Source organism: Vasconcelosia minhoensis LEGE 07310 (assembly GCF_015207255.1).
Lineage (GTDB): Bacteria > Cyanobacteriota > Cyanobacteriia > Phormidesmidales > Phormidesmidaceae > Vasconcelosia > Vasconcelosia minhoensis.
The window spans coordinates 15,212-27,728 of the sequence record NZ_JADEXG010000014.1 but is presented as its reverse complement, the minus strand read 5'-3'; the positions used below and the strand labels follow the sequence as shown (position 1 = coordinate 27,728).

The 12,517-nt window shown below is 54.2% G+C and carries 14 protein-coding genes and 2 pseudogenes; 10 read left to right on the top strand and 6 right to left on the bottom strand.

Annotated elements, in window-relative coordinates; translation table 11 throughout:
• Positions 1–6: 6 nt before the first annotated feature.
• Together psbQ and folP are read right to left on the bottom strand one after the other, a co-directional pair.
• The gene (psbQ, locus tag IQ241_RS07950) at positions 7–624 is read right to left on the bottom strand and encodes a photosystem II protein PsbQ (protein WP_193905888.1); all 618 of its coding nucleotides are present in this window, start codon (positions 622–624) and stop codon (positions 7–9) included.
• Positions 625–669: 45 nt separating this feature from the next.
• On the bottom strand, positions 670–1,782 hold the full coding sequence (folP, locus tag IQ241_RS07945; protein WP_193905887.1) for a dihydropteroate synthase: 1,113 nt from the start codon (positions 1,780–1,782) through the stop codon (positions 670–672).
• Positions 1,783–1,955: 173 nt separating this feature from the next.
• Between folP and IQ241_RS07940 the strand changes: the two genes are divergently transcribed.
• Positions 1,956–2,903: a Dam family site-specific DNA-(adenine-N6)-methyltransferase gene (locus tag IQ241_RS07940; protein WP_193905886.1), complete on the top strand. Its 948-nt coding sequence runs from the start codon at positions 1,956–1,958 to the stop codon at positions 2,901–2,903.
• Positions 2,875–3,609, top strand: a complete 735-nt coding sequence (locus IQ241_RS07935) for an HNH endonuclease (protein WP_193905885.1) — start codon at positions 2,875–2,877, stop codon at positions 3,607–3,609. Before IQ241_RS07940 ends, IQ241_RS07935 begins: the two co-directional genes overlap by 29 nt.
• An 18-nt stretch (positions 3,610–3,627) precedes the next feature.
• Here IQ241_RS07935 and IQ241_RS07930 read toward each other — a convergent pair.
• From IQ241_RS07930 to IQ241_RS07920, 3 genes and pseudogenes are all read right to left on the bottom strand, one after another.
• A pseudogene (locus tag IQ241_RS07930) lies at positions 3,628–3,837 on the bottom strand (magnesium-protoporphyrin IX monomethyl ester cyclase); the annotation flags it as partial.
• A gap of 54 nt (positions 3,838–3,891) precedes the next feature.
• Entirely contained in the window at positions 3,892–4,134 is a 243-nt protein-coding gene (locus IQ241_RS07925; RefSeq protein WP_193905884.1) for an AbrB/MazE/SpoVT family DNA-binding domain-containing protein, read from the bottom strand.
• Positions 4,135–4,414: 280 nt separating this feature from the next.
• The gene (locus tag IQ241_RS07920; protein ID WP_228021489.1) at positions 4,415–4,993 is read right to left on the bottom strand and encodes a LysE family translocator; all 579 of its coding nucleotides are present in this window, start codon (positions 4,991–4,993) and stop codon (positions 4,415–4,417) included.
• Between the two features lie 142 nt (positions 4,994–5,135).
• Here IQ241_RS07920 and IQ241_RS07915 point away from each other — a divergent pair, with 142 nt between their 5' ends.
• The 3 genes from IQ241_RS07915 (at position 5,136) to IQ241_RS07905 (ending at position 8,519) form a co-directional block, all read left to right on the top strand.
• Positions 5,136–6,200: a glucokinase gene (locus IQ241_RS07915; RefSeq protein WP_193905882.1), complete on the top strand. Its 1,065-nt coding sequence runs from the start codon at positions 5,136–5,138 to the stop codon at positions 6,198–6,200.
• Between the two features lie 128 nt (positions 6,201–6,328).
• Positions 6,329–7,099, top strand: a complete 771-nt coding sequence (locus IQ241_RS07910; RefSeq protein WP_193905881.1) for a YebC/PmpR family DNA-binding transcriptional regulator — start codon at positions 6,329–6,331, stop codon at positions 7,097–7,099.
• Between the two features lie 130 nt (positions 7,100–7,229).
• On the top strand, positions 7,230–8,519 hold the full coding sequence (locus IQ241_RS07905; protein WP_193905880.1) for an FAD-dependent hydroxylase: 1,290 nt from the start codon (positions 7,230–7,232) through the stop codon (positions 8,517–8,519).
• 6 nt (positions 8,520–8,525) lie between these two features.
• On the opposite strand, the gene IQ241_RS07900 is transcribed toward IQ241_RS07905, so the two are convergent.
• Complete coding sequence (locus IQ241_RS07900) at positions 8,526–8,774, bottom strand: hypothetical protein (protein WP_193905879.1); 249 nt, start codon at positions 8,772–8,774, stop codon at positions 8,526–8,528.
• Between the two features lie 141 nt (positions 8,775–8,915).
• On the opposite strand from IQ241_RS07900, the pseudogene IQ241_RS26440 reads away from it, so the two are divergent.
• The 5 genes and pseudogenes from IQ241_RS26440 to glsA form a co-directional block, all read left to right on the top strand.
• Positions 8,916–9,041: pseudogene (locus tag IQ241_RS26440) on the top strand (ATPase domain-containing protein); the annotation flags it as partial.
• Positions 9,042–9,081: 40 nt separating this feature from the next.
• Positions 9,082–9,807 (top strand): hypothetical protein, encoded by a 726-nt coding sequence (locus IQ241_RS25440; protein WP_228021498.1) that lies wholly within the window; start codon positions 9,082–9,084, stop codon positions 9,805–9,807.
• A gap of 7 nt (positions 9,808–9,814) precedes the next feature.
• Positions 9,815–10,084 (top strand): tautomerase family protein, encoded by a 270-nt coding sequence (locus tag IQ241_RS07890; RefSeq protein ID WP_193905944.1) that lies wholly within the window; start codon positions 9,815–9,817, stop codon positions 10,082–10,084.
• 18 nt (positions 10,085–10,102) lie between these two features.
• Entirely contained in the window at positions 10,103–11,311 is a 1,209-nt protein-coding gene (locus IQ241_RS07885) for a glutathione S-transferase family protein (RefSeq protein ID WP_193905877.1), read from the top strand.
• 32 nt (positions 11,312–11,343) lie between these two features.
• Positions 11,344–12,303: a glutaminase A gene (glsA, locus tag IQ241_RS07880; protein WP_193905876.1), complete on the top strand. Its 960-nt coding sequence runs from the start codon at positions 11,344–11,346 to the stop codon at positions 12,301–12,303.
• Positions 12,304–12,517: the final 214 nt, after the last annotated feature.

The following is a 12,517-nucleotide window of genomic DNA, read 5'->3' as shown; positions in this document are numbered from 1 at the left end:
AGCCTACTAATCGGCATCAGACGGCAGCTTCACCGGCTGGGAAGCCTTGTTCTTAGGGCCATCGTCTAGCAGGATGGGCGTTGTCACCATATCCTCCGCTTCAGGCCGGGGATTGTTTGGCTCGATTACCGGAGTACTCATCTCATAGACGCTGGCCTCAGGCTCAGAGATCTGGGGAACTGCGCCCACCGGCAGCAGGTCGAGCAGTACCTGCAGGTCAGACCGGAATTCACTGTATTGCTCAGCGGCCCGCTCATAGCTGCGAGCATCAGAAGCATCGTCAATCTTTTGCAGATGTCCCAAAACTTCTTTGCTCAAGACCTTGGCCTTATCCTGATCTTGGGGTAGGAGCTGGTTAGTCAGGCGAGCCATCTGCTCGCGCAGATCGCCCAGCGGCCCGTGGGTAAAGTTATTGACGTTGACCCAGTCTTCTTTATTGATATAGCCCGCTAGCTCTGGCAGCCGGTCTTGAGCCGTCAGCAGGCGGCGGGTGTAGTTGCGCAGCTGAGTAACCTTCTCGGGGGTATAAGTCGGGGGCTCTGCTGCGGTATTGGGACCGCAGCTTACGATGAAAGTTGCGATCGCGGCTAAAATCAGCGCCACTACCGACCGGTATCGTCTCATGGGTGAGGATTCCTCCTGTTTTTCGTTCGTGCAAGTGATATTAAATCAGATGCCCCGCCACACCGCATCTGCCACTAGGGCCACATCGCGAATTTCAGCCCCGTCATGAATGCGGAGAATATCGGCTCCTTGAGCGATCGCGGCACAGCAGGCCGCCGCCGTTCCCCAGCCGCGCTGCTGCGGGTCGGGCTGATCAAGAATTTTGCCGATGAAGCGCTTGCGCGACGGGCCAACCAGCAGCGGGCAGCCCAGAGGCCGGAGCTGGGAGAGCGATCGCAGAATGACTAGATTTTGCTCTGCCGTCTTGGCAAAGCCGATGCCCGGGTCGAGGGCAATCTGATGCCGGGGAATCCCCGCCGCCTGGGCTCTCTCAGTCTGGGTGACAAAAAACTCAGCGATCTCGTCCATCAGGTCGCTGTAGTCGGTCAGCTGCTGCATCGTCTCGGGGGTGCCGCGAATGTGCATGAGGATAATCGGGCAGTCGCACTCCGCCGCCACCTTGAGGATCTCGGGCTCATAGGTGCCGCCAGAAATGTCGTTGATGATGTCGGCCCCGGCTGCGATCGCGGCCCGGGCCACGGCGGCCCGCGTTGTATCGACCGAAATCGGCACGGAACGCAGCGGTTCATCCGCCTCTGCCCGAATTGCCTGAATCACCGGCAGCACCCGCTCCAGCTCGGCTTCTGGGCTAATTTGCTCAGCTCCCGGGCGGGTGGACTGGCCGCCAATGTCTAGAATATCCACCGACTGGGCCAACGTCCGCGCCTGCTGCAGCGCCGCATCCGGGACGTTGAACTGGCCGCCGTCGCTGAAGCTGTCCGGCGTCACGTTAAGTACGCCCATCAGATAGGTGCGCTCTCCCCAGGCCAGGCGATGCTGCCGAATCTGCCAGCTTGCCGCCGCCTGAGCCGACTGCACGGCCTCATCTTGGGCTTCAGCAATAAACAGCCGGGCCAGCCGATTGTAGGTGCCAGGGCCGATGTATTCGGGGTGCGATCGCAGCTTGCTATACACCCAGATCAGGTCTTCCCCCGCAAAAATCCGAATGTCCTTAAACCAGCTTTTCAGCTCCGGCTTGAGCCCATTCGCAGCTGCTAGCGCATCCGTCCAGCGCTCATAGGTCTGCTCAAAGCCAGGCGCTTTCACCTTAAATTTCATGGCCAACTATTTAACTGAACGGGATTGTCAGATCGATCAAACTCATTGACAAATTCTACAAAACTTTGTTAGCTATCTCATGACCAATCCTTATTCGTGACATAAACTTGATTTGAGCCACAGGCCCTGCGTATGTGATAGACTTCTACAAGATCATTTGTTCTTGTGTCGTGATGTCCAACCTTCCTCATTTCATTCAATATCAAGGCAGCAAGAGGAATTTAGCGAACTACATTCTTCAGTTTTTGCCACAAAGAATAAATAGGTTAGTAGAACCTTTTGCTGGAACCGCTGCGATTAGTGTTGCCGCTGCAGCACATCAGATTGCCCAAGATTTCTGGCTGAATGACCTAAACAAGCCTCTGATTGAATTGTTGGAATTGGCGATAGAAAGCCCAGATGATATAGCAGATTTTTACCTGAAGTTGTGGAACGAGCAACATGACGATTCTATAGCTCATTACTTCGAAGTTAGATCAAAATTCAATAAAACTAACAATCCAAAAACGTTTCTCTATTTGCTAACAAGATGTGTTAAAGGTTCGGTACGTTACAATTCCGAAGGTCTGTTCAACCAAAGCCCTGACAAAAGACGCAAAGGAACGCGACCTGAAAGAATGAAGAAGAACATATTAGGTGTATCTAGCCTGCTCAAGAGTAAGTGTAAGTTTACAAGTTTGGATTACCGAGAAGTCTTATCCCAAATTCAGGACGGTGACTTTATCTATATGGATCCTCCATATCAGGGGGTATGCGGGAATAGAGATTCAAGATATTTGTCTGGAATAAATTTTGACGATTTTGTATTAGAACTTGAGCGGCTAAATCAAAAAGGGGCCGCATTTGCTATCAGTTATGATGGCAGATTGGGTGATAAAGCTTTCGGAAAGGTTCTTCCTTCAGACTTAAATCTAAAAAGAATTGAAATCGAAACTGGAAGATCATCACAGTCAACTCTGCTCGGCAAGGAAGAAATTACAACTGAATCGCTGTATTTGTCATCGGGTTTATCCGGAAACTCAACAAGCATTCGAATCAAGGATTTCAACTATATTAGCAATAAATCCGAGCAGTTAACTCTCTTAGAAAAGCATGGAGAATTTGCAGCAGCTGCCAGATAGCTTTTTAGAACTCTGCCGTTCAATAACAGCAAAGAGGCCGAAAGTAGTTATTGATCATATTTTGAAACACGGATTTATTACAACTGAGGAGCTAAAGGAAACCTACGGCTATAGTTATCCTCCAAGGGCGGCTAGAGACGTTAGAGAAAATGGTATTCCGCTGGAAACTTTTCGAGTCACTGGAAGCGATGGCAGAAAAATAGCTGCATATAGGTTCGGAGATGTCAGAAAGGCAAGATTTACTCGCCTTTCTGGAAGAACGGGATTATCTAAACAGATTAGGGAGGCACTAATCAGTAAATATGGATGCAGATGTTTTATCTATCTTGAAGAAGTAGATGAGCGTGAATTGCAAATTGATCATCGTGTTCCTTTTGAAGTAGCCGGTGAGCCAGATTTAGATCCAGAAAATTTTATGCTGCTTTGTGGTTCCGCGAATCGTGCTAAATCCTGGTCATGTGAACATTGTGAAAACTGGAACAATATCAAAGATAAGTCAATTTGCTTAACTTGCTACTGGGCATACCCAGAAAATTATGAACATATTGCAATGCGGCAGGTTAGAAGAATAGACCTTCTTTGGGAAGGCGACGATATTGAAATTCACGAAAGGCTAAAGCAAAAATCTACAAGTTTAGAAAAGGAACTACCAGAGTTTGTTAAAGATATTATTGAGCGCGAAATAAATCGGAATGGCGAGGGCTAACACTGTGCGGTAGGCGAACTATAGCATCGATCTAGGCGAATTTGTTTTCGAGACGTAGCTCTCAGCCTCTGGGGACTTCTGCGATCGCAGAATGCGTAGGGGAATCTCCTGATGATCCTGCGGTGCGCCCCAGAATTCGGCTAGGGTGGGGCCGTTGGTGATTCTGCGATCGCGAAACCAAAAATTCCACCATTCATGCACCAGTACCCGCCGACCCATTCGGATAAACTAGTTCATCTGTATCGATTAGCCCGTAACGATTCGGCTACAGCGGCCCTGAATCTACCAGACCTCATTTCCTTCGGCTGCTCCTGTCTCTATTTCGCTATGAATGTTTGACTTTGTGATTTCAGACAGCAGTTCATCGAGGGAAAACGGTGAATCTACCGCTGGTCGAATAGTGAGTTTACCTCTTTCGAGCGCTAGTTCAACCATTGAACCGCAAGTGATACCCATTTCTTGGGCGATTGCTTCGGGAATACGAACGGCCAAACAATTCCCCCATTTCTGGATCTGTATTTTCATAAGCGCGTGGCTCAGAGTGCGTATACAACGAAGATACCTGAAGCGATGACGGCATACGATCGTGAATCTAAAGCTTATGCGCACGACCAGGGTAAGCGCAAGAAAATCGTATCCAAAGTGTGCATTGGCTTTCGGGCGATGCGGAAGTGACTAGAAGCCCCATTTTTTCGTACTTGCCGTTCTCAATAGCTTTGCCCTGTTGACATAGGAGTAGTCATTTTTCTCAATAAGGTAGTCTTTATTGATTCTTGCGCTTACCCTGTGCGCACGACTAGCCAGGTTAGTTCCTCAAAAGCAGCCATAGGCCCGTGCCCATGAGCACTCCTCCGGCTGCAATGTCTAGCGTTCTTCGAGCTCGGGGGTGCTCAAAAAATAGCTTGGCGCTTTCGGCTAGATAGGCATAGGCGGTCTTAACGCCGCCGACAGTGATTGTCGCAATCAGCATGATGGTAATGATTTCGGCAGTCGATATGTTCGCCAGGTCTACAAAAGCTGGGAACAGACCCATGTAGAACAGGATTGCTTTGGGATCGCCCAGAGTAATCAGCAGACCGCTCAAAAAGCTGGAAAACTGAGGGAATCCCTTAAATTTAGAGGTGCCCATAGCCTTGGACCTTGACCGGATTGAGCCAATTCCCAGTCCAATGAGATAGGCTCCGCAGAGGGATTTCACAATCGTAAATAGGCTGCCCATACTTTCGGCAGCGGTAGCTAGGCCGTAAATGGCCAGGAAAATGAATAGGAAGTCGGCCAGCAGGATGCCGCCCACCATCAGCAGGGCATGTCTGAACCCAGCGGCTATTGACCTGGCGACTACGGCAACATCGCTGGGGCCAGGGACAATAGCGAGGATCAGCATCGTGCCAAACAAGGCTGTGATACGGGCTGCGGTCATCTTGGGATTAATTTTTCTAAAATGTAAACCGTCCTAACAGTAGACGCCCGATAGCTGGGGGATTGCGTATGCTTAGAACTGTAAAGCTGACAGCCTATAGCCAACCATGACTCAACTGCTAGCGGGAGATATCGGCGGCACCAAGACCATCTTACGGCTGGTGCAGGCCGAAGACAGTGCGATCAAGGATTTAGCCACGCGCCACCTGGGGCTCGAAACCGTCTATGAAAATCGCTACGCCAGCGGCGCTTTTGAAGGACTAGCGCCGATGGTCAAGCAGTTTTTAGAAGCGGCAGGCCAGCAGGTCAGGTCGGTGGAACCTCGGGCAGCCTGTTTCGCGATCGCGGGTCCCATTGTCAATAACACCTCGCAGCTGACCAACCTGCCCTGGTCGCTGAGCGGTGACCGCCTCGCTGAAGAGCTCCAGTTCGACCGGGTGCAGCTAATCAATGACTTTGAAGCGGTCGGCTATGGGGTGCTGGGGCTACAGCCCGACGATATATTCACCCTCCAGCAGGGCGAATATACCGACACCGCGCCGATTGCCATCATCGGGGCTGGCACCGGTCTAGGGCAGGGCTTTCTGATTCACCAGGAAGGCAAATACTATATTTTTCCCTCTGAGGGCGGCCATGCCGACTTTGCTCCCCGCTCTGAGCTCGAGTTTCAGCTGCTGAAATATCTGCTAGATAAGCATTCAATCGCGCGGGTTTCGGTAGAGCGGGTGGTTTCTGGGCAGGGGATTATTTCGATCTATCAATTTCTGCGCGATCGCATGTTCATTCCCGAAACGCCGGACATCGCCGAGGTGGTAACGACCTGGGAACGGCAGGCGGGCAGGCGCTCAGAGCTGACTGACCCGGCGGCGGTAATTTCTCAGGCGGCCCTGGCCGAGACCGACCGCCTCAGCCAGCGAACGATGGAGATGTTTATCGAAACCTACGGCGCGGAGGCGGGCAACCTGGCGCTGAAGCTGCTGCCTCGGGGTGGCCTGTACATCGCCGGGGGTGTCGCGGCGAAGAATATTGAGCTTATCAAGGCCGGGGGCTTTATTCGCGCCTTTAACCACAAGGGCCGGGTTAGCCATTTGCTCTCTCAGGTGCCGGTTCACGTCGTGCTGAATCAGCATATCGGCCTGATTGGGGCGGCGCTCAGGGCGACTCGGCTTTAAGCCGGAGCGGTCCCAACTTTAGGGGAGTCCGGTCTTTTGCCTACTCTCGCGTGGAAATTTGCTCGCTGATTGAGGTCCCCTGCTGATTTCGATAAACTGGTTACTCGTCTTATCAGTTCAGTAGCGGCATGGCAGGTCATAGTAAGTGGGCCAACATCAAGCGGCAGAAGGCCCGAGTAGATGCGGTTAAGGGCAAAGTTTTTGCCAAGCTATCGCGGGAAATTATCGTCTCAGCGCGGCAGGGTGGGGCCGACCCCGACGACAATTTTCAGCTGCGGACGGCGATTGACAAGGCCAAGGCGGCAGGCGTGCCCAACGACAATATTGACCGCGCGATCGCGAAAGGCTCGGGCCAGCTGGGCGGCGATGATAACGCCCTGGAGGCAATCCGCTATGAGGGCTATGGCCCCGGCGGCGTCGCCGTGCTAATCGAAGCGCTGACCGACAACCGCAATCGCACGGCGGCAGACCTGCGCTCGGCCTTTAGCAAGCGCGGCGGCAACCTGGGTGAAACCGGCTGCGTCGGCTGGATGTTTGACCAGAAGGGGGTTGCCGTCGTCACCGGCGATCTGGATGAGGAAGCACTGCTAGAGGTGGCGCTGGCAGGCGGGGCCGAAACCTATGAGCTCACCGAGGTAGATGAAGACATGCCCGGCGCTGAGATTTTCTGCCCGCCCCACCAGCTCGAAGCCCTTAGCAATTTGCTCAAGGCCCAAGACTACCCAGTGCAGGAGGTCGAAGTGCGCTGGATTCCCAACAACACGGTGGAAGTCACCGACGGCGACCAGGCCCAGGCGCTAATCAAGCTGATGGATGCCCTCGAAGATCTGGACGATGTGCAGTCGGTCACTGCCAATTTTGAACTGTCCGAGGCTGCCATCGCCGTCGCCTATGCCTAGGAGCACAGCCCGTCAGGCCCAGCCGCTAGAAAAGGCATTCATTGACAAATATCGTTGATAAATCAAGCAATATGAGCAATAATATAAAAAGCTCTTTCTGTCTACCCTCGTTTACAAATTTTAGCACTTTATGATCGTCCAAGTTCCTGACCTGGCTGACGACCGAGATCGCGTCCGGCCCCAGCATCAGACCTATGATCTGGTAATCGTGGGCGGCGGTATTGTTGGCCTCACCCTGGCCTGTGGGCTGCGTCAGTCGGGCCTGAGCGTTGCGGTAATCGAAGCGCAGACGGCAGAGCAGGCCGCCGGGCGACAGCGGGCCTACGCCTTTTCACCGCTGTCAGCCGAAATTTTACGCGGGCTTGGGCTATGGGCTGAGGTGGGGCCGCAGCTGACCCCTTTTCAGCAGGTGCAGCTATCAGACGCAAACTATCCCAAAGTAATTACCTTTCGGCCTGAAGACGCCCGCCGCGATGCGGTCTACTATTCGGCAGAGCATTCGGTGCTGATGGCGGCGCTACAGCGAGCCGTGAGTGAGTCAGACAGGGTGGACTATTGGTGCTCGACTCGCCTCACTAGTCTAGACAGCGGTGAAGACGTGAAGCTGCTGCTGGAGCAAGATACGCAGCCCTATGTCTTCAAGGCTCAGCTACTGATCGGAGCCGATGGTTCGCAGTCGCAGATTCGCCAGACCGCCGGTATTCACACCCAGGGTTGGCCCTATTCGCAGTCCTGCATTACCGCCGTGGTTCAACCGAAATTGCCCCAGGCCGCGATCGCCTACGAAAAATTCTGGCCCAGCGGCCCCTTTGCCATCTTGCCGATCTCCCAAAACCGCTGCCAGATCGTCTGGACGGCACCCCATGCGGAAGCAGAAGCGCTGCTGGCGATGCCGCGATCGCAGTTCATGGCCGAACTCCAGCAGCGTCTGGGCGACTCGCTAGGCGAGGTTGCCCTAATGCATGAGCCCTTTCTGTTCCCAGTGCGGCTGATGCAGTGTCGGCAATATATCCAGCCTCGGCTGGCGCTAATCGGCGATGCGGCCCACTGCTGCCATCCGGTCGGCGGCCAGGGGCTGAATATGGGCATTCGCGACGCGGCGGCCCTAGCGGAAGTCCTACAGCGCGCCGCAGAGCAGGGCGAAGACGTGGGTAGCCTCACCGTCCTCAGACGCTATGAGCGCTGGCGGCGTACCGAAAACTGGGTGACGCTAGGGCTGACGGACCTGCTGAACCGGACTTTTTCCAACCAGTGGCTGCCGCTGGTGATAGCTCGCCGCTTGAGCATTTGGCTATTGGACCTAGTCGCCCCGCTGAAGCGGCTCGCCCTGCGGCTGATGACCGGCTTCTTTGGCAGACTACCCAACCCGACAAAGCCGGGAGTGGCAAAGCTGGGGTCAGGCACTTCAGATATAGGCTGATTCCGCCTAAGATTCTGAGCCAGCTCCAGGCTCAGGCTTTTGCCTAGCAGCCAGCGGATGCTGCTGAAACTGCCGCTGCATAACTTCTTTGCCCGTCGAGGCTCGCTCCACCGTCGTCATCGCCACCCGGCGGATAGCCTGCTGCGTCTCAACCGGCAGCTGATTGAGCTGCTCCAGTAGCTGTGCCAGCTTGGCTTCGTCCCCCATACTGGCAAGGGCGGCGAGGGAATGGGCGAGCTGCTTAGGGGTGGGCATAGACGACACACAAGAGCGACATCCTGCCATTGTATCAAGGACGACTAAAGCCCAAGCTGAATCTCTCTCGAGGGACGTAGGCGAATGATAAACTAGGAATTAGCAAAACGTATTATTTTTTAAAGTAGTCCAGCAAGGTACATGGCAAGTCAGAATACTCAGCCTGCACGGGTCTCTACTGGGATCTCAGCACTCGATGAAATAATATGGGGAGGATTGCCAAAGGGAGAAATATACGTTGTTAACGGCGCTCCCGGTACCGGTAAGACTATCCTAGCTCGATACGCTAACGGGCTATCTCAACTCGATGCCAAGCGAAGAGCGGTTAGTTGCTCAGATGCATCAGCTGCTGCTCATGCTCAGTCGCCGTGGGGTACTCACGCTTTTATCCGTCGCCCAGCACGGGATAGTCGGCTCCGCTCTCGCTGTCCCCGTAGATGTAAGCTATCAAGCCGACACCGTACTCCTACTGCGGCATTTTGAGGCCGGAGGAGCGCTTCGTCAGGCCTTAAATGTCTACAAAAAGCGCTATGGTTTTCTCGAAAGGCGCATCCGAGAAGTTCGACTCCAGCCCGGCGGCATTCAAATTGGTGCACCCCTGAGCCAGTTTACCGGCATTTTATCTGGCGTACCGAGCTATGTCGGTGAAGACGAGAACCTGATTGAAGCGAATGCACAGCGACACTGTCCTTTCAACCCGCCAAAGCATCGATGCCATATCGTACTGTCTGCTCGCGTCGGGCGAAACGCCACGGTGTTGCGTCAGGTTTTAGAGTCGCAGGGGCTAGTGTGCATCAGTGCGCCAACCGTACAAGCGGTTGCCGACGCCATTCAGACCGGTGCAGCCCTAATAGTGATGACAGAAGAAGTCCTTTTCACTGAACAAGCCGTACAGCAGCTGACTGAATGTCTCAGTCGCCAGCCAGAATGGTCAGCTATTCCAGTGATTCTACTGCTTATTTCCAGATTGTCTAGCTCTCCTACATCGCTCAGGAAACCATCGCGGCGCTATTCTACTAGAGATGCCGCTTAAAACGATCATGCCATATGTCAATCTTCAGATTACAAAGGGCGCTACCAGAGAGCAAAAAGCAGAGCTGGTTAAAGACATGACGAATTCTCTCGTTCGTGTACTTGGGAAGAAGCCTGAACACATCCATGTGGTCATTCAAGAGATCAATGAAGAAGACTGGGGATTCTCGGGCCTGCTGACTGACGATTGGAAGCAGCAGAGTCAGTCACCCCCAAACGAATCAGTGCTTCGCGCGGTAGGATTCGGTTACACATCATCAGCGCTGCGCAACCAGTAAGGAAAGGACACCTCCCCCATGACGACTGCTCCCCTAAGCTGGCCAGAGCTAGCAGCCCTAACCGATTTCCACATCGACACCGTCAACGGGCCGACCAACGCTCAGGCTCAGCTGCGGCTGTTTAGCCAACCCGAGTCAGATGTGCGGATCACGCTGTACCGCGACAACCATGCCTGGTGTCCCTACTGCCAGAAGGTCTGGCTGTGGCTTGAGGAAAAGCAGATTCCCTATCGGATTCAGAAGGTAACGATGTTTTGCTACGGCGAAAAAGAGCGCTGGTACAAGCGTAAAGTGCCCTCGGGAATGCTGCCAGCGCTGGAGCTAGACGGTCGCCTGATTACTGAAAGCGATGATATTTTGCTGGCTCTGGAACGCGAGTTTGGTCCCCTGGGACAGGGCATGACCGATCCTGACGTGCTGCCCCTCAGGCGGCTAGAGCGGCTGCTGTTCCGAGCCTGGTGCGGCTGGCTCTGTTCTCCGGCCCGATCAGACCGGGCCGAGCAGCGCAGCCGAGAACAGTTTGTCAGCGTTGTAGCGAAGGTTGAAGAGGCGCTGGCTCAGACGCCGGGGCCTTACTTTTTGGAAACGTTTGGTACTGCCGACGTGCTCTTTACGCCCTACGTCGAGCGGATGAACGCCAGCCTGTTCTACTATAAAGGCTACTCTCTGCGGGAAGAGAACCCCGGCTTTGCCAGCTGGTTTGACGCGATGGAAAGCCGCCCCACCTATCGCGGCACCCAGAGCGACTTTCACACCCACGCCCACGACCTGCCGCCGCAGATGGGCGGCTGCTATGAGAATCGCGATCCTCAGACGCAAATGAATCAGGCCCGAGTCGATACCGGTCCCTGGATGGGCCTGCCCGACGCCACCTACCCAGAGCCGGAACATTCCCGAGCGGAGGCGCTACAGCGAGTGATTAAGCATCGCGCCAACATTATTCGAGTCAATCCTGCCGATGACGAGATAATCGACGAAGCCCTGCGAGCAGCGCTGACCTACCTAATCACTGGAGAGCCCTGTACCCCGCCTGCGGAGTCTGATTTAGCCCTACGCTATCTGCGCGATCGCATTAACGTTCCCCGAGATATGTCGATCTACGCCGCTAAGCGTCTGAGGGAAGCCCTAGAAGCAACAGCCGCTCGGGTTGGTGACCGCCAGAGTCTACCTCTGCCCACCCGCCACCGCCGCGACCAGGACCCGGCAAATTTTGCCAAGGCGTCCTAACCCCTGTTGCATAGGAGCGTCTTTTGCTTGCCATGTCGCTACTCCAGACCTTTCTTGAAGAACTTCACAGTCGCTATCGCAGCCTAGAACAGGGCAACCCTGCCAGCTACATTCCCGAACTGGCCAAGGCCGACCCCAGCTGGTTTGGCATCTGCGTGGTCACGGCCGACGGCCAGGTGTTTGAAGTGGGAGACGTGCAGCAGCAGTTCACCATCCAGTCTATTTCTAAGGTGTTTGCCTATGGCTTGGCCTTAGAAGACCATGGCCGGGAAGCGCTGTTTGAAAAAGTGGGCGTAGAGCCGACCGGAGATCCGTTTAATTCACTGATTCGGCTGGATGAGGATTCCAAGCGGCCCTATAATCCGATGATTAATGCGGGCGCGATCGCAACTACCAGCCTGATTAAGGGCAAACATCCTACAGATAAGCTCAACCATCTGCTGGCTATGTTTGAGCGCTACCTGGGCAATCCGGTTTTTATTGACATGCCGACCTTCATGTCGGAGCGCTCTACCGGGCATCGCAATCGGGCCATGGCCCACCTAATGCTCAACTTTGGCATGATCGACCAGAACATCGAGGTCGCCCTAGATCTGTACTTTCAGCAATGTTCGGTCATGGTCAGCTGTCACGACCTGGCGATGATGGCGGCAACACTGGCCAATCAGGGCATACAGCCCATCACCCAAAAGCAGGCGGTAAATCCTGACTATGTGCGCGATATTCTTAGCGTCATGTACACCTGCGGCATGTACAACCGCGCCGGTGAATGGGCCTATCGGGTCGGCATTCCCGCCAAGAGCGGTGTGTCAGGCGGCATCATCGCCGTCGTTCCGGGCAAAGCCGGAATAGCGACGTTCTCGCCACCGATTGATGCTAACGGTAACAGCGTCAGAGGACTGCAAGTATTCGAAGAACTCTCGCTTAAATACGGCCTCCACCTGTTTGACCTTTCCATGGGCCGCTGCGTTTTTGCCGAAGCCTTGAAGTAGGTAGGTTTTCTCAACTCGCTGGCTGCAGGGGCAATGGTGAGCCTGCTGCTGCGTAATACCGCGAAACGTCCGTAGCAATAGCTCAGTCTGTGCGCTACAGCCAAGCCGAATCGCTTAGCTCTCAGCTGCGAACGCTGGCCAAAGTTAAGAAAACTTAACCTTAATCAAATTCGCCTGCAAGGCGACTAGTCCCCTGACAGAACTGATTCTAGCT

Excerpts from the sequence above, each read along its gene's own strand:
- IQ241_RS25440 (WP_228021498.1), top strand. The coding sequence starts at position 9,082 with ATGCCAAGCGAAGAGCGGTTAGTTGCTCAGATGCATCAGCTGCTGCTC.
- IQ241_RS07925 (WP_193905884.1), bottom strand. The coding sequence starts at position 4,134 with ATGAAAATACAGATCCAGAAATGGGGGAATTGTTTGGCCGTTCGTATT.
- IQ241_RS07885 (WP_193905877.1), top strand. The coding sequence starts at position 10,103 with ATGACGACTGCTCCCCTAAGCTGGCCAGAGCTAGCAGCCCTAACCGAT.
- IQ241_RS07940 (WP_193905886.1), top strand. The coding sequence starts at position 1,956 with ATGTCCAACCTTCCTCATTTCATTCAATATCAAGGCAGCAAGAGGAAT.
- folP (WP_193905887.1), bottom strand. The coding sequence starts at position 1,782 with ATGAAATTTAAGGTGAAAGCGCCTGGCTTTGAGCAGACCTATGAGCGC.
- IQ241_RS07890 (WP_193905944.1), top strand. The coding sequence starts at position 9,815 with ATGCCATATGTCAATCTTCAGATTACAAAGGGCGCTACCAGAGAGCAA.
- IQ241_RS07910 (WP_193905881.1), top strand. The coding sequence starts at position 6,329 with ATGGCAGGTCATAGTAAGTGGGCCAACATCAAGCGGCAGAAGGCCCGA.
- IQ241_RS07915 (WP_193905882.1), top strand. The coding sequence starts at position 5,136 with ATGACTCAACTGCTAGCGGGAGATATCGGCGGCACCAAGACCATCTTA.
- glsA (WP_193905876.1), top strand. The coding sequence starts at position 11,344 with ATGTCGCTACTCCAGACCTTTCTTGAAGAACTTCACAGTCGCTATCGC.
- IQ241_RS07905 (WP_193905880.1), top strand. The coding sequence starts at position 7,230 with ATGATCGTCCAAGTTCCTGACCTGGCTGACGACCGAGATCGCGTCCGG.
- IQ241_RS07935 (WP_193905885.1), top strand. The coding sequence starts at position 2,875 with ATGGAGAATTTGCAGCAGCTGCCAGATAGCTTTTTAGAACTCTGCCGT.
- psbQ (WP_193905888.1), bottom strand. The coding sequence starts at position 624 with ATGAGACGATACCGGTCGGTAGTGGCGCTGATTTTAGCCGCGATCGCA.
- IQ241_RS07900 (WP_193905879.1), bottom strand. The coding sequence starts at position 8,774 with ATGCCCACCCCTAAGCAGCTCGCCCATTCCCTCGCCGCCCTTGCCAGT.
- IQ241_RS07920 (WP_228021489.1), bottom strand. The coding sequence starts at position 4,993 with ATGCTGATCCTCGCTATTGTCCCTGGCCCCAGCGATGTTGCCGTAGTC.